The 18,950-nt window shown below is 64.5% G+C and carries 15 protein-coding genes and 1 riboswitch; of the genes, 5 read left to right on the top strand and 10 right to left on the bottom strand.

What is annotated here, in order from left to right:
• Nucleotides 1–140: 140 nt before the first annotated feature.
• Both LY632_RS04820 and LY632_RS04815 read right to left on the bottom strand, forming a co-directional pair.
• Entirely contained in the window at nucleotides 141–503 is a 363-nt protein-coding gene (locus tag LY632_RS04820; protein WP_234092671.1) for a LysR family transcriptional regulator, read from the bottom strand.
• A gap of 50 nt (nucleotides 504–553) precedes the next feature.
• A complete protein-coding gene (locus LY632_RS04815) occupies nucleotides 554–1,105 on the bottom strand; it encodes a hypothetical protein (RefSeq protein WP_234092670.1) in 552 nt (183 codons plus the stop codon).
• Between the two features lie 433 nt (nucleotides 1,106–1,538).
• Here LY632_RS04815 and LY632_RS04810 point away from each other — a divergent pair, with 433 nt between their 5' ends.
• Nucleotides 1,539–2,225 carry a DUF2726 domain-containing protein gene (locus tag LY632_RS04810; RefSeq protein WP_234092669.1) on the top strand — a complete coding sequence of 229 codons (687 nt, stop codon included), beginning with the start codon at nucleotides 1,539–1,541 and terminating at the stop codon, nucleotides 2,223–2,225.
• Here the strand turns inward: LY632_RS04810 and LY632_RS04805 are convergent.
• The 7 genes from LY632_RS04805 to LY632_RS04775 all read right to left on the bottom strand — a co-directional run bounded on the left by LY632_RS04805 (nucleotide 2,222) and on the right by LY632_RS04775 (nucleotide 7,541).
• Nucleotides 2,222–2,611, bottom strand: a complete 390-nt coding sequence (locus LY632_RS04805) for a type II toxin-antitoxin system death-on-curing family toxin (RefSeq protein ID WP_234092668.1) — start codon at nucleotides 2,609–2,611, stop codon at nucleotides 2,222–2,224. The two genes, LY632_RS04810 and LY632_RS04805, sit on opposite strands and share 4 nt — an antisense overlap.
• 2 nt (nucleotides 2,612–2,613) lie before the next feature.
• Nucleotides 2,614–2,841 (bottom strand): AbrB/MazE/SpoVT family DNA-binding domain-containing protein, encoded by a 228-nt coding sequence (locus LY632_RS04800; RefSeq protein WP_234092667.1) that lies wholly within the window; start codon nucleotides 2,839–2,841, stop codon nucleotides 2,614–2,616.
• Nucleotides 2,842–2,991: 150 nt separating this feature from the next.
• Nucleotides 2,992–3,729 carry a hypothetical protein gene (locus LY632_RS04795; RefSeq protein WP_234092666.1) on the bottom strand — a complete coding sequence of 246 codons (738 nt, stop codon included), beginning with the start codon at nucleotides 3,727–3,729 and terminating at the stop codon, nucleotides 2,992–2,994.
• A gap of 4 nt (nucleotides 3,730–3,733) precedes the next feature.
• The gene (locus LY632_RS04790) at nucleotides 3,734–4,285 is read right to left on the bottom strand and encodes a hypothetical protein (protein WP_234092665.1); all 552 of its coding nucleotides are present in this window, start codon (nucleotides 4,283–4,285) and stop codon (nucleotides 3,734–3,736) included.
• A gap of 12 nt (nucleotides 4,286–4,297) precedes the next feature.
• Nucleotides 4,298–4,819 (bottom strand): hypothetical protein, encoded by a 522-nt coding sequence (locus tag LY632_RS04785; protein ID WP_234092664.1) that lies wholly within the window; start codon nucleotides 4,817–4,819, stop codon nucleotides 4,298–4,300.
• A gap of 382 nt (nucleotides 4,820–5,201) precedes the next feature.
• Nucleotides 5,202–7,118 (bottom strand): phosphomethylpyrimidine synthase ThiC, encoded by a 1,917-nt coding sequence (gene thiC, locus LY632_RS04780; RefSeq protein ID WP_234092663.1) that lies wholly within the window; start codon nucleotides 7,116–7,118, stop codon nucleotides 5,202–5,204.
• 15 nt (nucleotides 7,119–7,133) lie between these two features.
• Nucleotides 7,134–7,541, bottom strand: coding sequence for a hypothetical protein (locus LY632_RS04775; protein ID WP_234092662.1), 408 nt, complete (start codon nucleotides 7,539–7,541; stop codon nucleotides 7,134–7,136).
• A gap of 44 nt (nucleotides 7,542–7,585) precedes the next feature.
• A riboswitch (TPP riboswitch) is annotated at nucleotides 7,586–7,695 on the bottom strand.
• Between the two features lie 299 nt (nucleotides 7,696–7,994).
• Here LY632_RS04775 and LY632_RS04770 point away from each other — a divergent pair.
• From LY632_RS04770 to LY632_RS04760, 3 genes are all read left to right on the top strand, one after another.
• A complete protein-coding gene (locus LY632_RS04770) occupies nucleotides 7,995–9,077 on the top strand; it encodes a YadA-like family protein (protein WP_234092661.1) in 1,083 nt (360 codons plus the stop codon).
• A gap of 344 nt (nucleotides 9,078–9,421) precedes the next feature.
• A complete protein-coding gene (locus tag LY632_RS04765) occupies nucleotides 9,422–11,521 on the top strand; it encodes a YadA-like family protein (protein ID WP_234092660.1) in 2,100 nt (699 codons plus the stop codon).
• Nucleotides 11,522–11,750: 229 nt separating this feature from the next.
• Entirely contained in the window at nucleotides 11,751–14,117 is a 2,367-nt protein-coding gene (locus tag LY632_RS04760; RefSeq protein ID WP_234092659.1) for a YadA-like family protein, read from the top strand.
• Nucleotides 14,118–14,266: 149 nt separating this feature from the next.
• On the opposite strand, the gene LY632_RS04755 is transcribed toward LY632_RS04760, so the two are convergent.
• A complete protein-coding gene (locus tag LY632_RS04755; RefSeq protein WP_234092658.1) occupies nucleotides 14,267–16,066 on the bottom strand; it encodes an alpha/beta fold hydrolase in 1,800 nt (599 codons plus the stop codon).
• 141 nt (nucleotides 16,067–16,207) lie between these two features.
• Between LY632_RS04755 and LY632_RS14340 the strand changes: the two genes are divergently transcribed.
• Nucleotides 16,208–18,871 (top strand): hypothetical protein, encoded by a 2,664-nt coding sequence (locus LY632_RS14340; RefSeq protein ID WP_305040827.1) that lies wholly within the window; start codon nucleotides 16,208–16,210, stop codon nucleotides 18,869–18,871.
• Nucleotides 18,872–18,950: the final 79 nt, after the last annotated feature.

Genomic DNA, 18,950 nt, shown 5'->3' with positions numbered 1-18,950 from the left:
CGGCGAAACTGTCACTGTCCGGCCCGAAGCGTCACTGTCGCGGCGCAGAGCGTCACCGGCCGGGCCGGTAGTGTGAACCTTGTACGCCCGGACTGTCACCCGGCCACCCTCGCGCCCGCCGCCCGGCCCGGCGAGAGCGGTCATCGCCGCTCGCCCGCACGTGGAGGCGGGGCCGAAGGCCGGGGCGGCTGCGGCAACCGCACCCTGGCGAGCATCGGATGGACCGGCGCGCGGGCTTGCCGTGCGAGTTCCTTGCGCCGCGCCGCCTCGACCAGGGCCCCGTCCCAGAAATCGGCGAAATTGGGCGCCCGTGCGCGCAGGCGATAGGCCGCCTGCCGGCTCATCCCGACACTGCGCGCGGCGCGGGCGACCTTGCCATGCTGCGCCAGCGCCTTGAGGAACGCCATCGCCTTCGCCCCCGTCCAGCGAGTGTTGTCGGGGGACGGGGCGGGCGGGGCCGGATCGGGGTGCGGTTCGGGGTGCGGTTCGGGTTCGTCGCTCATCGCTGAAGATAAGCCACGGCCGGGGGTGTGTAGGAAAGTGTTTTGGGACGTCAGTCGGTGCAGCCGGTGACGAAGGCGCGCGCGATCGCGGCGGGCACCGGCGGCAGCGCCACGGTCTGCGCACCGTAACTGACCCCCACACCCTCCGCCCCGGTGAGGATCGCCGGGAGCTCGGCCGGCACCGGCCCTTCCCCGCTCACCCCGCCGCGGCTCGCATCGCCCGCCGGATCGGCGACCAGCGTGACGACCGTGCCGCCCGAACCCAGCGCCATCCGCTCCTCGCTGCCGATCGGGCGGAAGCCGTTGACGTTGACCAGCAGCCCGCCCTCCGCCGGGCAGAACAGGTGCACCCGGGCCGGTTCGCCCTCGGTCACGCCGAAGAACAACCCGTCGCCCTCGCCGCTGGCCACCGTCTCCCATGCGCCGGAGGGAAACGTCTTGCCGGCATCGGCGGGCGGCATCGAACGCGCGGGCGCGGGCGTGGCGGACGGGACGGCAGGAGCGCCGCCTTCGTCGGCAGGCGCGGACGGCTCCTGCGAACAGGCGACGAGTGCCAACGGGGCGATGGCAAGGAAGGCGAGCGGGGCTGCGATGTGCGTCATGCAGGTAACAGCGCGAACGGGGCGTCGGGGTTCCCGGTGCCGGAGGTGTGGCTGGCGTTATCGGGCGCGGGCCAAAGCGTCGGACACGTCCAGAGAGCCGTTCAGAAGGCTGCGACGGTCTTCCTATCGCCGCGCGCCAGGTCATCACCCCACCACCCAAACCCGCCACCCCGGCCCCCGAGACGGGGTCCCGCTCTCTTTAAAGTGCGGCGACAGAAAAGCGGGACCCCGGGTCGAGCCCGGGGTGACGGGAATGTGATAAGTGTTTCCCGATGACGTTGCCGATTGTTTTGCATGATTTTCGCGCTGGCCCGGTAATAAAAAGAAAAGGTGCGCCATGCTATTGCGCTTCAACATATTGCGGTGGGCCGGGTATTGGAGATGCGGCCAGGGTTGGATCGCTTGCAAGCATTGGACGGATGGACACAGAGAAATGGAAACAATCAACTTCTTGCTGGACCGCCCGGTTTCCCTGATCATCGTCCTGGCGATCGGCGCTTTGATCGGGGCGACGGTGGAGCGGACGCTTGAAGGGTTCGACCGCGAAAAGCGCAAAGCCTATTGGCGCGGGCGCAATTCGGGGAAGGGCTTTGGCAAGGGCTCCGGTAAGGGTAAGGGGGTTGCGTCAGCGCCGAGGAAAGAGCCGGAAGCGCAGCGCGCGGACTTGGCAGCCGACCAGCTCAAGACCGTCATGGCGGCCAGGTTCACCCCGCGCCCGCTGCTCAACCGGCCCGAAGCGGCGGTGTTTTCCGCGCTCGACAAGGCGGTGATCGCGCGCAACCCCGGCTGGCAGGTGATGGCGCAGGTTTCGCTGGGGGAATTTCTAGCCAGCCCGGACAAGGACGCCTTCTTCGCCATCAACAGCAAGCGCGTCGATTTCGCGCTGATGGATGACAAGGCCTGCGTGCGCCACGTGATCGAATACCAGGGCACCGGCCACCACCAGGACGGCGGCGCGGCGGCCGCCCGGGACGCGGTGAAGAAGGAAGCGCTGAGGAAAGCGGGAATCGGGTACCACGAGGTCGTCGCGGGGCACACGACGCCGGGGGAATTGCGGGCCTTGGTGGAAAAGCTGGTTGCCCCGACTGCGGTACCCGCACGCGGAGGCCGCGCCGCCTAGCCGACCGCGAGGTGCGTGCGGAACCAGTCGGCCAGTTCGGCTTCGCTGAGTTCCCCGGCGGCAAGGGCCACGAACGCCACCACCACCTCGGCATCGCTCGCTTCCAAAGCATGGCCGTTGAGTATCAGGAAGGTTTCGCTGACAACCGCCGCGGTCCGCTTGTTGCCATCGACAAAGGGATGGTTGCGGGCGATGCCGAAGGCGTAGGCTGCGGCCAGCGCGGTGATGTCCGGATCGCCATATTCGGCGAGATAGCGCGGACGTGCCATGGCACTTTCCAGCGCCCCGGCATCGCGCACACCCTCGCCTCCGCCATGCTCGGCCAGCTGTTCGGCATGGGCAGCAAGCGCCACTTCGGTGGCGATCCAGACGATGGGGTTCGACACGCCTACTTGGCGAGTTCGCGCAAAGCACGCTTGCGCCGTGCCATGACCTCCCGCGCCGCCGCCATCTGCGCCTCGAAGTCCGGCTCTGCCGCTGACAGCTCGATCCCGCGCGGCGTGGTGACAATCGACAGGGAAGCGCCCACATCCACATCGAGATGCGCCAGCACCTCCTTGGGCAGGATGATCCCGGCGGAATTGCCGATGCGGGTGATCTTGAGCGGCTTGTTCATACGGGTGTTATAACAGCAGCAGGATGTGCCCACAAGGAGCTTGAATTAAGTATGCTGTCCCCGGAATTCCCTGTCCCCGGAATTTCGAATTCCCGCAGCGGTAGTATGGCCACATGCGAATCCTGTTCTCGATGTCGAACTAGGCGCGATCTAAATCAGGATGCCTTCCTCGACCAGCTTTATCCCAAGTGGCGAAATCTCGACCGTCTTATTGACCGCGTCATATTCAAGCAGCTTTTCCCTATGCGCTTTTCTCAACACATCGCGGCGAAAAACCGATGGATTGGAATGCTCAATATAATCCACCAGCGTGGCCTCACTCATCGGCTCGGCCTCACTATATAGCATAAGAAGGGCCTTCTGGATCATCGAAAGCCCAGGCTTCAATATGCGCTTCTTCGACCCCGTGTGCCATACAACGTCGATGTGACGTTCGGTGAGTGCCTCAACGAGGTTGGACGCCTCTTCAACTGAGACGTTATGGAAAAGCCTGATAAACTCTCCCACAATCCACTTTGACATCTGCAAAACGCAGACTGCGTCCATGTGGTTCGGGTCAACATCGCCACCGATATGGCCGACGTTGCGGTTGTTTCGTATCTCGTAGAGAGCAACGAGCATTCTAGGGATTTGGAGGCGTATCGACCTGCCGAAGGTGGACGGCGCGCTTTCAAGCGCCTTGCATGCTTCAAGCATGTTCTTTGGTTTCGATGGCTTTGCTGGGAATGAGTTATCAACATGGCCCTTGAGAATCGAGTAACTCGCCTCACAAAGCTTGCCGCCATTAAGCTCTGCCGGCTCCCAACGACGCTCCCTGAAATTTCTCTCAATTTCTTTGTAGCACCGGAAGAGCTCTTGTTCGAAGGCGCTTGGGATGCCGCTGAGCATGCCTTCAGTCCTTTGATTTCGGTAGCTTATGCTCGACCAGATTCTCTCCCGTCGAAGTGATGAGGATGTTTTCAGAATCGGCCGTATCGAGCCATCCAGACGAACCCGCCTTTTGCAAAGCATTCTTCAAATCTGTCGGCAACGGCCAGCCCACGTGTTTAAAAAACGTGTACACGCCTGACACATTGACCTGCGCCACCGACATCATGTCGCGCAAATAGAAGCAGGCCACAACACACTTCTCCTGAACGTTGGACGGTTTCTTTGCCGCTACAAAATCTTCAGCAGATGTCTTTCCGCTGGGATTTAGGTTCAGTGATTTGTCCATGGAAATGACGGTCTTCTTGCCGGAAGCTGGGGCAGCGCCCTTATTTGGGACCTTCTTTTTTCCTACCTTCTTGCCGGATGACTTGACGCCCTGGATGTTCGGTGCAGCCTCACCGGAATCTGCGCCCACGAACTTTGACCATGCCCAAGACAGAACTCTTCTCTGCGCGTCCTTCTCTAAGGACGAGAGGGAATCGTCCAAGGATTTCATAGCATCGATTTCGCCCACGGCTTGCCTCCACTACTGATTGTTCAAGCGTTCAACTAATTCCTTCACAGATTTTCGCCCAGGCGCGGTCAATTTGACAGTGTAGTCTCCTCCCGGCTTAGGATCCATCACCACCTTCGGCTTTAGAGATTTCAGATGCGTGGCGAAGTTCTTGTTGTCGTAACATCCTTGATCGACACATGCGTCCTTGATGCTTTCAGCGGTGACTTCGTCGGCACCGCGCAAATGCTCGCCGTACAAAAGCAGCAATGCCACGTTTCGAGTTTGCTCCGCTTTGGACGATCCGGGGATAGTGGCAATTATCTTGATTCGGTCATTGTGCATGGCGAATACGCTATCGTATTGCTGGCTGGGATCAGCACCAGGATTTGGCGCATGCGCCAACTCCCGAGGCTGCGTAGCTACAGGGACCGTACGCTCCATTTCCCTTTCAAGAAGATGCTTCCAACGCTCGATGGTCGCCTCAACAAACGCCTGGTCACCCTCCGCGGATACAACCGCGCCTTTTACTTCAAGATGAACTTTGACCGTCATGAGCGATCCTCCGAGGAATCACATCTAGACACCATGGAGATAATCGCAAGTGCTAACCTAAATTGCCTGTGGATACCTTTTTTCTCGTTTCTTTGACCCTTAATGGATTGAGGTGAAAATTAGCAGAAATTCTTCGAGAAATTGCCTCTAGGATTTCTTGATAGGTAGCGGCGAATGCCACAAAGGCGGGCAAAAGGTAGCATATCAGGCGTGTTGTCCACGTAACTTGCTGTTTCAACTCATGAAGATTCTTCGCACTTTTTGATACGTATCGTCCGCTTATGTGACGCTCGCCGTCGCTTAACGAAAACGGGGCCCGAAGGCCCCGATTTGCTTGAGATGATTTGTTCGAGGAGGCTCGTCGCTGCACTTCGCTCCGCGATCAATCCCGCTCTCGGTCACCCTGCCCAATATACAACTCCCGCCCGCCTTCGTTGTAGCGGCGGCTCATCTCCTCCATCCCTTTCAGCGCCGCCTCGCGGCTTGCCGCAGCCGCTTCGGCCCCGCTCTGGGCGCTGGCGACGAAGCCGTCCGCGCCCTGGTTCTGCTTGCTCGCAAAGTCCCGCACGTCCTGGCTGATCTTCATCGAACAGAACTTAGGGCCACACATGCTGCAGAAATGCGCGGTCTTGGCGCCTTCTGCCGGGAGGGTCTGGTCGTGGTATTGCTCGGCCGTGTCGGGGTCGAGGCTGAGGTTGAACTGGTCGCGCCAGCGGAATTCGAAGCGGGCCTTGCTCAGCGCGTCGTCGCGGACCTTGGCGGCCGGGTGGCCCTTGGCCAGATCAGCCGCGTGGGCGGCGAGCTTGTAGGTCACAACGCCCACCTTCACATCGTCGCGGTCGGGCAGGCCGAGGTGTTCCTTGGGCGTGACGTAGCAGAGCATCGCGGTGCCGTACCAGCCGATCTGCGCCGCGCCGATGCCGCTGGTGATGTGGTCATACCCCGGCGCGATATCGGTGACGAGCGGCCCGAGGGTGTAGAACGGCGCTTCGCCGCAGACCTCGAGTTGCTTGTCCATGTTCTCCTTGATCTTGTGCATCGGCACGTGGCCCGGCCCTTCGATCATCACCTGCACGTCCTGCTGCCAGGCACGGTGGGTCAGCTCGCCGAGCGTGTAGAGCTCGGCAAACTGGGCCTCGTCATTGGCGTCGGCGATGCTGCCGGGGCGCAGGCCGTCGCCCAGCGAATAGGCGATGTCATAGGCCTTCATGATCTCGGTGATCTCGTCGAAGCGTTCGTAGAGGAACGATTCCTTGTGATGCGCGAGGCACCATTTCGCCATGATCGAGCCGCCTCTGGAGACGATGCCGGTGACGCGGTTGGCCGCCATCGGCACGAAGGGCAGGCGGACCCCGGCGTGGATGGTGAAGTAGTCCACGCCCTGCTCGGCCTGCTCGATCAGCGTGTCGCGGAAGATTTCCCAGGTCAGCTCCTCGGCAATGCCGCCGACCTTTTCCAGCGCCTGGTAGATCGGCACAGTGCCAATGGGGACGGGGCTGTTGCGGATGATCCATTCGCGGGTGTCGTGGATGTTGCGCCCGGTGCTGAGGTCCATCACCGTGTCCGCGCCCCAGCGGATCGACCAGACCATCTTGTCGACCTCGCTGGCGACGTCGCTGGCGACCGCGCTGTTGCCGATATTGGCGTTGATCTTGACGAGGAAGTTGCGGCCGATCGCCATCGGCTCGCTCTCGGGGTGGTTGATGTTGTTGGGGATGATGGCCCGGCCCCGCGCTACCTCGTCGCGGACGAACTCCGGTGTGATCACATCGGGGATGCTGGCGCCCCAGCTTTGCGTCCCTTCGCGGTTGGCGGCGATCAGCTCGCGCGCCATTTCGCGCCCGAGGTTCTCGCGCTCGGCGACATATTCCATCTCGGGCGTGACGATGCCCTTCCGGGCGTAGTGCATCTGGCTGACGTTCTGCCCCGGCTTCGCGCGCAGCACCTTCTTCGCGACATTCGGGAAGGCCGGAACGCCGCCTGAGCGGTCAGGCCCCAGCTGGCCGTTGTCCTCCGGCTTGACCTCGCGCGCGGCATATTCCTCGACATCGCCGCGGGCCATGATCCACTCGCGCCGCAAGGGGGCCAGGCCGGCCTGGATGTCGATGGTCGCCTCGGGGTCGGTATAGGGGCCGGAGGTGTCGTACACCCGCACCGGCTCTTCCCCGCCCTCGAGATAGATCTCGCGCATCGCCACACGCACGCCGCTGCCGGTCCGGGCACCGACATGGATCTTCTTGGAGCCGCGGATGGGGCCGGTGGTCACGCCGATTTCGAGCTTCGAATTGATGTCAGCCATGGGTCAGGTCTTTCGTTAAAGGGTCTGGAGCCGCGAGAGCGCGGCGAAGAGGAGGCCGGCGCCGAGCAGCGCGTCGATCCCGGCGATGACAGTGGAGCGGTTGCCGAGGATCCTGCGGCCCAGCCCCATGATCCGGTCGGGCGCGGCGAGGATCAGCAGCCCCTTGGCCACCCCGATCCCGCCGATGACGGTGACCAGCACGCTCAGCCAGTCGCCCCGGTCCCACGGGTTGGCGAGATAGACGAGCGCGCCGAACATGACGGTGACGAAACCGGCGACGAAGCGCAGCGCGAAGGACGCCTCCAGTTCCTCGACCAGCTTCATCCAGCCGCCCGGCGCGCGCAGCTCGGCAACACTCGCGGCCATGATTGCCAGCCCCAGGAACAGGGCGATCCAGGCGGACATGTCAGCAGCTGTGGCCACGGCAAGGCTCCTCGCGATCCGGCCAGTGCGGACAGGGGGGAGATGTGGCGCCGACCACCCTTCCCTCCGCCCGCGCTAACGGGATCAGGTTCGACGGGTCGGGCGCTGCTTACACGCCCCTCTCAGCCACAAGCGGGCTCCCCGGGGATGCGCGAGGAATAGGCATTTTGGCAGACGACGTCCAGCGGGCGCATCGCGAAATCCGGACAATGGATGAGGCCCCTTCTTTCAACACCGCAACGAGCAAATATCATATAAAAGAAATATGACAAAAGAAACATAAAAATGCAATTATTTACAGTTTTAAATCATCGTATTCTATAGCAACTTGGCTCTATGTGAAAAATGGCAAATATTTCAATGCGTATAGTTATTAATTTGCATTGTTCAACTCCGAAAAACTCGCTCTCTACGAATGTGGGGACGAGGCTCGATCGCAGAAGGAATAAGTGAATGACACATACGAAACTTCCAACTGCATCGGCACTCGCACTGGCCGCAGCCCTGGCGCTCGCTCCTACGGAGGAAGTGCAGGCACAATCTTGCTTGCTCGATGCCAATGGCGACGGGATTCTCACCTTGCTGCTTGACGGCATTCTCGGCGCCAGCGCCAACGATGTCGACGTCAGCGTAGCCTGCAGGCCCGATTCCAGTGCCGACGGAGCCAATTCCACAGCTGTCGGTCCCAACGCCAGCGCCGATGGCGACAACGCGGTTGCGGTCGGCGGTGACGGTGCGGATGCCGACGGGGTCGGTGCCCAGGCCACCGGCGGCAGCAGCACCGCTGTGGGCGGCGGGGCTATCGCTAGCAGCGGCAATGCCACCGCCGTCGGCCGCTTTGCCAGCTCGACCGGACCGCAATCCAGCGCGGTCGGCTATGAGGCCAATGCCGGCGGACAGCAATCGACCGCTGTGGGTTCCGAAGCCAACGCCACCGGTTTGGGGTCGACCGCCATCGGCAACACCGCCACCGCCGCCTTTACCAACTCGACCGCGATTGGTGCGCTCGCCACCACCACTGCCGCCAACCAGGTCACCATCGGCGGCACCGGCAGCTCGGTCCGGATCGGTGACGTCGCCGCCTCGACCGCAGCACAGGTCGGCCCGGTGCAAGCGGTGACCGTCGATGCCAGCGGAACACTCGGCACCACCGCGGTCGCGTCCATGGCAGCGGTGCAGGACATCCGCGTCGGGCTCGATTACATCGCGGCGATCACCGATGCGCAGTTCGATGCACTGACCGGACGCGTATCCAGCCTCGAGAACGGCCTCGCCCAGACCAACTTCCGGCTCGAGGAAATGGACAAGGGCCTCTCCGGCGGGATCGCTGCGGCGATGGCGCTGGGCAGCGCGGTGATGGTGCCGGACAAGGCCTTCTCCATCGCCATCAACGCGGCCACCTACGGCGGCGAACAGGGCTTTTCCGGGGCGGTGACGGCGCGCGTCGCCCCCAAGGTCTATGTTTCGGCCGGGGTGGCTGGATCGACCGCCGACAACTCCACTGGCGGCAGGGTCGGGGTTGCCTTCGGTTTCTGATAAGTGCCTTCGGGGCCGTCATATCGCAAGTCGCGTGGTTGACGGCCCCACGAAAGGGCCGCCCATGTCGGTAGGGAAGACACCGCGGCGCGCTCGGGAAACGCCGGGGCGCACCGGGTAATTCTGCAGAAAGACCTGCACAGGGCTGCGTACCAATCCGGTACGCGGCCCCGATTGCGTTTGCCTGCCCTTTTTCGACGTTTGACGCAGGTCGCAAGCAGGCGCATTCAGCCCATCCTTAAGAATCGCTCCACGCGATCACATCCGGGCCGCACGACAATCGGCGTTAATCGCCGTGCGGAACCGCTGTCTCTTCTCCGCACGGCCAATGGAGGAGGACCCACATGACCAAACTTTCCATGACCACCCGCAAGACCGCTGCATTCTCAGGCACATCTGCGCTGGCGCTGACCCTGCTTGCCTTGCAGCCTGACACGGTGCGGGCCGACGATTGCCTGCTCGACCGCGACAACGACGGCGTGGTCGATGCCGCGACCGACAATGACGGGGGGGCGGCGTCCAACAATGACGATTCCTCGCTTGCCTGCGGGGTAGGAGCGAACACGGGCACGGCATCCTTTGCGACCGCGATCGGCTCCAACAGCAATGCCACGGCCGATCGCACCGTTGCAATCGGGCGGCTGGCTGATGCCACTGCTGCCGATGCCACCGCGCTCGGCCACAATGCAGACGCTACCGGTCAGAACTCGCTGGCCGTCGGGCAAGGCGCAATTGCCAATGTCGCCAACGCGACGGCCATCGGCCAGGCCTCTCTGGCCTCTGGCGACGGCGCGCTGGCGGTTGGTCGCGGCGCGGGTGCCAGCGCCGCCGGGGCCGTGGCGATCGGTGGCGACGGATCGGATGGGGGCGTTACAGGGGCGTCCGCCAGCGGGGCGGATTCGACCGCCATCGGCTCAGACACCATTGCCAACAACACGTTCACCACCGCAGTCGGATCGCGCGCCAACGCCACTGGCCTGCGCGCCATCGCCATTGGTTCGGATGGTGACAGCAGCGGCATCGGGGCCCGTTCGACCAGTACCAACTCGATCGCCATTGGCAGCGACAGCGAGGCCAACGGCGCGCACACGATAGCATTGGGCAACCGCGCCAATGCTGCCGACAATTCTGGCACGGCCGTCGGCAACAGCAGCTCGGCGACTGGCCTCGGTTCGACCGCCCTTGGTGCGTCGGCAATTTCAAGCGCGATCAATGGCACTGCACTGGGGGTTGCTACAACGGCCGGGCAGGATGCGCTTGCCGTCGGGGTCGGGGCCCAAGCAGGGCTTGCCGCAGACATCGCCATCGGCGGCTTTGCCACGACGGCAGGCGGTGCGATAACCGGCGGCAATATCGCCATCGGCGGTACCACTTCGGCAGGCGGCTCCTATGGCTCGGGCGGCGTCAACGTCTCGCCATCGGGTGATCGCACCACCGCCAATGGCGGCAATGCCATCGCCATCGGACGCGCAGCCCAGGCCACAGGCTTGACCAGCATCGCCATTGGCGCGGACGGAACCGACGTGAACACGCTGGGAGCGCAAGCAAGCGCCGACCGTGCCTCGGCCTTCGGGGCGGACGCCAATGCCAGCGGGATCAACTCCAGTGCGCTCGGTGTGCTGGCTTTCAGCAGCGGCAACAACAGCGTCGCCATCGGCCTCAGCGCCCGCGCCACCGCCGGGAGCGCGACCGCCATCGGCGGCGGCGCTCAGGCGACCGCCGGCAACGCCACTGCGGTGGGACGCTTCGCCACAGCGGGCGGGCCGCAGGGCACTTCGCTCGGCTATCAGGCCAGCGCCGGCGGACAGCTGTCGACCGCAGTGGGCTCGGACGCCTCGAGCTCCGGTCTTGGCTCTACCGCCGTCGGCAATGGCGCCACGGCGAGTTTCACCAACTCGACCGCCATCGGCAAGGGAGCGGCCACCACAGCAGCCAACCAGGTCACCATCGGTGGGACCGGCAACTCCGTCCGGATCGGTGATATCGCCGCCTCGACCGCGGCGCAGGTCGGCCCGGTGCAGGCAGTGACCGTCGATGCCAGCGGCACGCTCGGCACCACCGCGGTCGCGTCCATGGCGGCGGTGCAAGACATCCGCGTCGGGCTCGACTATATCGCAGCGGTCACCGATGCGCAGTTCGATGCGCTGACCGGCCGCGTCTCCGGCCTCGAAAGCGGCCTCGCCAACGTCAACTTCCGCATCGATGAGCTCGACAGCGGCATGCGCGGCGGCATTGCGGCGGCAATGGCCTTTGGCGGAACCATGATCGTGCCCGACAGTAATTTTTCGGTCAGCCTCAACGCCTCGACCTACCAGGGCGAGCAGGGCTTTGCCGGGGCGGTGACGGCGCGCGTCGCGGAGAAGGTCTATGTCTCCGCCGGGGTGGCCGGCTCTACGGCGGAGAACACCACCGGCGGGCGTGTGGGTGTCGCTTTCGGGTTTTAGCGGAATCGCATGGGCTGGTGTGCCGCGATGGCACGCCAGCCGCCCGAGGCAACCCTTTGCGAATATCCACCTATGCGCTAGTCCTCCCATACCAACCGGCCGTGCATTCCGCTCAGCCGACGGCAAGAGGAGGACGTGGCCGGCGGTGGGACGCGCGGGTCGTATTCGGTACAAGAAGCCTTAAGGCTCACTCACGCCTGGCAACGCCCGCAGCAAGGGAGTTGCTCCAATGAAGAAATTGTTCCTGACCGCGTCCATCATTGCGCTTGGCGCCGTGGCGGCTGTTCACAGTGCCCCCGCGCTGGCCGACGATTGCCTGCTCGACCGCGACAATGACGGTGTAGTCGACGCCGGCACCGACAATGACGGCGGGGCCAGCTCCAACAATGACGACACCTCTTTGGCCTGCGGCGTCAGCGCGACGACCGGAACCGCACAGTTCGCCACTGCCGTTGGCAGCAATGCTGTCGCCAACAACGCCCGTTCCTCTGCGTTCGGCCGCATATCCTCGGCCACAGGCAGCGATTCCACCGCCATCGGGCACAGCGCGACCGCGACTGCCACCAGTTCCGTAGCAGTCGGACAGGGTAGCACTGCAAACGCAATCGGCGGCACGGCGATCGGCCGATCTGCCTTGGTCGCGACTCTCGGCACCGAAGGCGTCGCAGTGGGCACACGCGCTACCGTGACGGCAACCGACGCAATCGCGGTCGGCCGCGACAGCGACGCCACTAGCGAAAGCGGTGTCGCAGTGGGCTCCTTGGCCCAGGCGGTGGCTGGCCAGACAACCGCCATCGGCAGCCGCGCCGATGCCACGCAGGTCGAAGCAACCGCAGTCGGCTACGAGGCGCTGGCTTCGGGCGCCTTGTCGACCGCTCTGGGTGCCAATGCGTCAGCTTCGGGCCAGGCTTCCACGGCCCTGGGCAATCTGTCTGGCGCAACCAACAACAACACCGTTGCAGTCGGCTTTTTCGCGCGAGCCATTGCGTCTGAAGCAACCGCCCTCGGCTCCGGGGCCGATGCGACTGCGCAGGGATCGACGGCCATGGGATACAATGCCCTGGCAACCGCAATCGGCAGCCTCGCTATCGGTACCGATGGCGGCGACGCGGCGATCGTCGGTGCTGAGGCTTCGGGCACCAATTCGATTGCCATCGGCACGGATTCGCTCGCCAACCAGGCCCAGGCGCTGGCGCTGGGCTTTGCCGCGCAGGCCACCAATGTCGAAACGACCGCGATCGGTTCGCTGGCCATCGCCGCCGGGATAGGCAGTACGGCAGTGGGGACCAGCGCCCAGACCGCAGGTGCCGGAGCGGTCGCCATCGGATTCCTGGCCAACTCGGGAGGACCAGACTCGGTCGCTCTCGGAGCTGCCGCGACCGGTGGATCGTTCCGGGGCACGGCGCTGGGTGGACAAGCCGGCGCTGGCTCACAAAGCGCTGCTGTCGGCTTCTTTGCGCAGGCGGGCGGAGCTGACGCAATTGCGCTCGGTTCCTTCAGCAGCGCGTCGCAGGAACGGGCCTCGGCTCTCGGCCATGGCGCGATCGCCAGCGCGGTCGGGGCGACTGCGCTCGGCGCATTCACCGAGGCGAGCGGGCTCGCATCCATCGCCATCGGCACCGACGGCGACGATGGCGACACTGTCGGTGCGCTGGCCTTGGGCGAGCGCTCTGCCGCTTTCGGGGCTGATGCGGTAGCCAGCAACACCAATGCGCTGGCGATGGGTGCCGGGACCAGCGCCAGCGGGATCAATGCCACGGCGATATCGCGCTTCGCTGTCGCCAGCGGCAACAACACCGCCGCCATCGGTTTCAATGCCCAGGCCACCGGCGGCAGCAGCACCGCTGTGGGCGGCGGGGCTATCGCTAGCAGCGGCAATGCCACCGCCGTCGGCCGCTTTGCCAGCTCGACCGGACCGCAATCCAGCGCGGTCGGCTATGAGGCCAATGCCGGCGGACAGCAATCGACCGCTGTGGGTTCCGAAGCCAACGCCACCGGTTTGGGGTCGACCGCCATCGGCAACACCGCCACCGCCGCCTTTACCAACTCGACCGCGATTGGTGCGCTCGCCACCACCACTGCCGCCAACCAGGTCACCATCGGCGGCACCGGCAGCTCGGTCCGGATCGGTGACGTCGCCGCCTCGACCGCAGCACAGGTCGGCCCGGTGCAAGCGGTGACCGTCGATGCCAGCGGAACACTCGGCACCACCGCGGTCGCGTCCATGGCAGCGGTGCAGGACATCCGCGTCGGGCTCGATTACATCGCGGCGATCACCGATGCGCAGTTCGATGCACTGACCGGACGCGTATCCAGCCTCGAGAACGGCCTCGCCCAGACCAACTTCCGGCTCGAGGAATTGGACACCGGCCTTTCAGGCGGGATCGCTGCGGCGGCGGCCTTGGGCAGCGCCATCGCCATGCCCGACAAGAGCTTCACGCTGGCGGGCAATGTCGCGACCTACAATGGCGAGCAGGGCTATGCGCTGGGCCTGACCGCGCGGGTCGGCGAGAGCTTTGCCATCGGCGCAGGCGTCGCCGGCAACACCGGGGACGGCGAAGTGGTGGCGCAGGCCGGGTTCGCCTTCGGGTTCTGAGCAGGGTGGCAGGGATCGCGCGACAATTGCGCGATCCCTTCCCGCCCCCTGCCCGTGCGTGCGGGACCGGGCCTCAGCCGGATAACGGTGGATAGTCCGGCAATGGCGGCCGGCCATCTGTCGGCGCGCCTTGTATCATGCGCCACGCATCACGCGTCACCGGCCGGTTTGGCGAGATCGTCATGGTCGGCAAACCGTCTGGCCGGGTTGTCGGAAGCGAGATCGCTCATCGCCCTGACAAACACTTCGGGGCGCTCGAACGGGAACAATTCCCCGGCGTCAGGCACTGTTTCGACCGAGATCAGCGGGCTCATTGCCCGCGCAGCTATGCGATATTCCGGCCCGCTGGTGGTGACATGCTCGGGCGCGATCCAGTGCAGCGGCACCTTGAGATCGGCGAGCAAACGCGCCGGTTCGGCATTTGCCGTCTTGATGACCTCGCGCACAAAGGCACTATGCCCCTGTGCCACGAGATGCTGCACAGCTGCACGAAGATGAGGTTGAATGTCGGCACGCTTGAGCAGTGTGCGATCGAACGAAGAGCCTGTCAGAGCACGGGCGAGGAAGAAGTCCGGCCCTTCGCGTTGCATCATCCGGAAACCGAGCCGACAGACCAGATCGAGGATGCGCGGCGCGCGCAACGCCAGTTGCGATATGGTCTTGTTGTTGCTGGCCATGGCCTTGTAGATGTCCGGGGTCAGGTTCCACGGCAGGCCAATCAGGAGGATTGCCGTAACCGGCGGCGCCGTTCGGCCGCCCAGCGCCATCGGATAGGTCATGCCGCTGAAGGATGCGGCTATCGGCATGCGGGTGTGGCCGAGCTGCTGCATCAGGAACTCGATGGCATCGAGGCCGTCGTCCAGCTGCATTACGCCTTTCGGCGGCGGGTCGCTGCTGCCATGGCCCGGCATGGACAGGCAGATCAGCTTGACCCCTGCCTCTGCCAGCATGGCCTGCGTTCCCACTTCGAGATAGAACATCGGCAAGTCGCCATGGATGAACAACACCTCGCGTCCATGTTCGGCGCCGATCCAGCTGTAGGCCAGCTTGCGCCCGTCCAGTCGCGTAAGGATTCTCTCGCGTCCCAGAGGATCGGACCAGGCAAGGTCGGTCTTCTCGGCTTCTGCCACGGTACGCGCGCAAAGCATTGCCAGCAGTTTGACGAGTTCCGCCTTCGAGTGCAGACCAAGCTTTCCGAAAATGCGCTTGACCTGGGTCCGGACCGTTTCGATCGACACTTCGCGCTCTTCCGCGACAGCCTCGAGGTCGCACAGCTCGAAGACCAGTCGGCAAATCTCGACTTCGCTGGCGGTCAGGCCATAGGCCTGCTCCAACCGGTCGCCGACCTGCGGCTTCCAATCCATTGCTAGCGAGCGGACCACGGTAAACGCGCCGACATATTCGTCGATCACCAGGCCATAGGCTTCAGCCAGCGTTTCCATGCCGTCGGGGCCGACCACCTTGAGGATCGCATATCCGGTGTTGCCCCGGTTGACCACGCTGCGGCGCAGGGTGTCGAAGTCCCGCTCGCTTTCATCGCACAACCAGTCGCGCCCGGCCCTGCGGCCCAGCGCGATGCGGAAGAAACTTTCCGCGCGGTTTGCCGCGGCTGCGACGGTGCCATCGGGAGAGAGGATCATGACCGGGTTGGCGGTGATCTGGGTTTCGCGCTCTAACGGGTCCGCGTGGCGGAATTCGGTCTGTGCCTTCAGCAGGCTGTCTATCGGCTCGAACTGGCGCATTACCACCCTGTCGACCAATGCATCGTCGCGCAGTTGTGCTTCATGCGCGTCGATCTTCCGCGCCCAGCTTGCCAGCATGGCGTCGAACCCGCCGGAACAGGTCAGCGAAAGCCATGAATTGGAAATGATCTCCAGCTCGATTTCGCGTTCGCCGCCAGGCGTTCCTGCGGCCTGTGCGGTGGCGCCATCGGTCCTATCCTCACTCATGGAACAACCCCTCGATCCCGTCACGCTATGTCCGCCGAGCACTAAATGTCGACCGATATTTAGTCATACACCAGCTGGGGTATGACACCGATTCTGCCGCGACTTATCTGCCCGAACCAGTCTACTCAGGGGAGAAATACAATGGTTCGTGCAGTTGTTGCGAAGGGGCATTTCAACGGCTCTGCAGGTGCAAGCACATTGGCGCTGGCTATCGTTCTGCTTGCAGGAGCGCCCGAGACCGCAATGGCCGAGGACTGCCTGCTCGACCGGGACAATGACGGCGTGGTCGATGCAGCGACCGACAATGACGGTTCAGCCAATTCAAACGACAACAACAGCGCATTGGCCTGCGGTGTCAACGCCGAAGCGACGGCCAACTTCGCTACGGCGATCGGTACGGCTGCGGACGCGACCAACATCAATACCACGGCCGTCGGCAACGGAGCGGCGGCAACCGGTGCCGACGCGACCAGCATTGGCCAGGGATCGGATGCGACAGGCACGAGCTCGACCGCACTTGGCACTGGCGCGCAGGCAACCGCCGCAGACGCCACCGGTATCGGGGCAAGCGCCGATGCTACGGGGATCGGCAGTACGGCGCTGGGCTACGATGCGCTCGCATCGGGATTGCGCGGGACCGCGCTTGGAAACTTGTCCGATGCCATTGGCTCCGGCTCGACCGCAGTCGGCTGGACCGCCGCAGCAAGCGGCGACCAATCGGTCGCAGTTGGCGGTAATTCGCAAGCGACAGCACTCGGCGCCAGCGCCTTCGGTTACCAGGCTATCGCCAACGGCGTAAACGCAACGAGCGTCGGGACCTCCGCAACCGCTGGCGCAAGTGCCGTTGCGGTTGGACAAGCGGCTACCGCCACCGGCCCGTCGGCGATCAGCATCGGCACCAATTCCGACGCGACGCAGGACAGCGCGATTGCCCTGGGCGTCGCGGCGCAGGCCACCGGCCTCAGGGCGGTGAGCCTCGGTGGTTCCGCCAATGCATCGCAGACAAATGCCATTGCGATCGGGTTTCAGGCGACGACCACTGGTCCGGCCGCTGTCGCGGTCGGCGCCGGGTCGGAAGCCACCGGCAGCCTTTCAGTGGCGGTCGGCGGAGTCGCCCTCGCGCTGTCGCCACAAACGACGGCAGTCGGCAATACTGCGACGGCCCTCGGACTCAATTCCACCGCACTGGGTTTCTCTGCCGACAGTTCCGGCGAGGGCGCAACGGCTGCTGGAGCTACCGCTCTCGCCAATGGCGTACAGGGAAGCGCGTTCGGTTTCGATGCGCGGGCGGGTTCGCTTGGTACAAGTATCGGGGCAAGGTCGCGGGCCCAATCGAGCAATTCGACCGCAGTGGGCTATCTGGCCACGACTTTCGACATCCGCTCGACAGCGGTCGGTGCCGAAACGGACGCTACCGCTGCCGGGGCCACCGCCTTGGGCTACGGCGCGCAGGCCACGGACCTCGAAGCAACAGGCGTGGGTTTGAACGCGGCTGCCACTGCAGCCGGGGCCACGGCGCTGGGCACATCGGCAGCGGCCATCGGGCGGCTCGGCACGGCTGTCGGCAACAGCAGCCTAGGTGCAGGCGATGGCGGGATCGCCGTGGGCGCGCAAGCCAGCACTTTCAACAGCGCGCTTCAGACCGGCGGCAATATCGCCATTGGCAGCAGCGAAGGCGCAGTGACGGGCAGTTCGGGCGGCATCGTCACGACTGCCAACGGCGGCAACAGCATTGCGCTGGGCACGGCCGTGCTGGCAACGGGCGCCAATGCCATCGGCATCGGCGGGTTCGCAATCTCGTCCGGGGCTTCTTCGATCGCCGTCGGTGGTGACGGTGATGACGGCGGTGCCCTTGGCGCGCAAGCGACGGGCGACCGCTCTGCTGCCTTCGGTGCCGACGCGGTAGCCAGCAACACCAATGCGCTGGCGATGGGTGCCGGGACCAGCGCCAGCGGGATCAATGCCACGGCGATATCGCGCTTCGCTGTCGCCAGCGGCAACAACACCGCCGCCATCGGTTTCAATGCCCAGGCCACCGGCGGCAGCAGCACCGCTGTGGGCGGCGGGGCTATCGCTAGCAGCGGCAATGCCACCGCCGTCGGCCGCTTTGCCAGCTCGACCGGACCGCAATCCAGCGCGGTCGGCTATGAGGCCAATGCCGGCGGACAGCAATCGACCGCTGTGGGTTCCGAAGCCAACGCCACCGGTTTGGGGTCGACCGCCATCGGCAACACCGCCACCGCCGCCTTTACCAACTCGACCGCGATTGGTGCGCTCGCCACCACCACTGCCGCCAACCAGGTCACCATCGGCGGCACCGGCAGCTCGGTCCGGATCGGTGACGTCGCCGCCTCGACCGCAGCACAGGTCGGCCCGGTGCAAGCGGTGACCGTCGATGCCAGCGGAACACTCGGCACCACCGCGGTCGCGTCCATGGCAGCGGTGCAGGACATCCGCGTCGGGCTCGATTACATCGCGGCGATCACCGATGCGCAGTTCGATGCACTGACCGGACGCGTATCCAGCCTCGAGAACGGCCTCGCCCAGACCAACTTCCGGCTCGAGGAAATGGACAAGGGCCTCTCCGGCGGGATCGCTGCGGCGATGGCGCTGGGCAGCGCGGTGATGGTGCCGGACAAGGCCTTCTCCATCGCCATCAACGCGGCCACCTACGGCGGCGAACAGGGCTTTTCCGGGGTCCTCGCCGGACGCGTTTCCGATGCTATGGTGGTCACTGCGGGGGTGACCGGCAACACCGGTGACGACCGCTGGGGCGGCCAGGTCGGGGTCGCCTTCGGGTTCTGAAGATTCAGCGGCGGGCGTGCCATTCTGATACGTCCGCCGCCAGAATTCGCTTGCCAACCAAAGGGAAACGGCGGACAGT

Source organism: Erythrobacter sp. SDW2 (genome assembly GCF_021431965.1).
Taxonomy (GTDB): Bacteria; Pseudomonadota; Alphaproteobacteria; order Sphingomonadales; family Sphingomonadaceae; genus Parerythrobacter.
The sequence above is the reverse complement of the archived record's forward strand: the minus strand, read 5'-3'. Positions and strand labels throughout refer to the sequence as shown.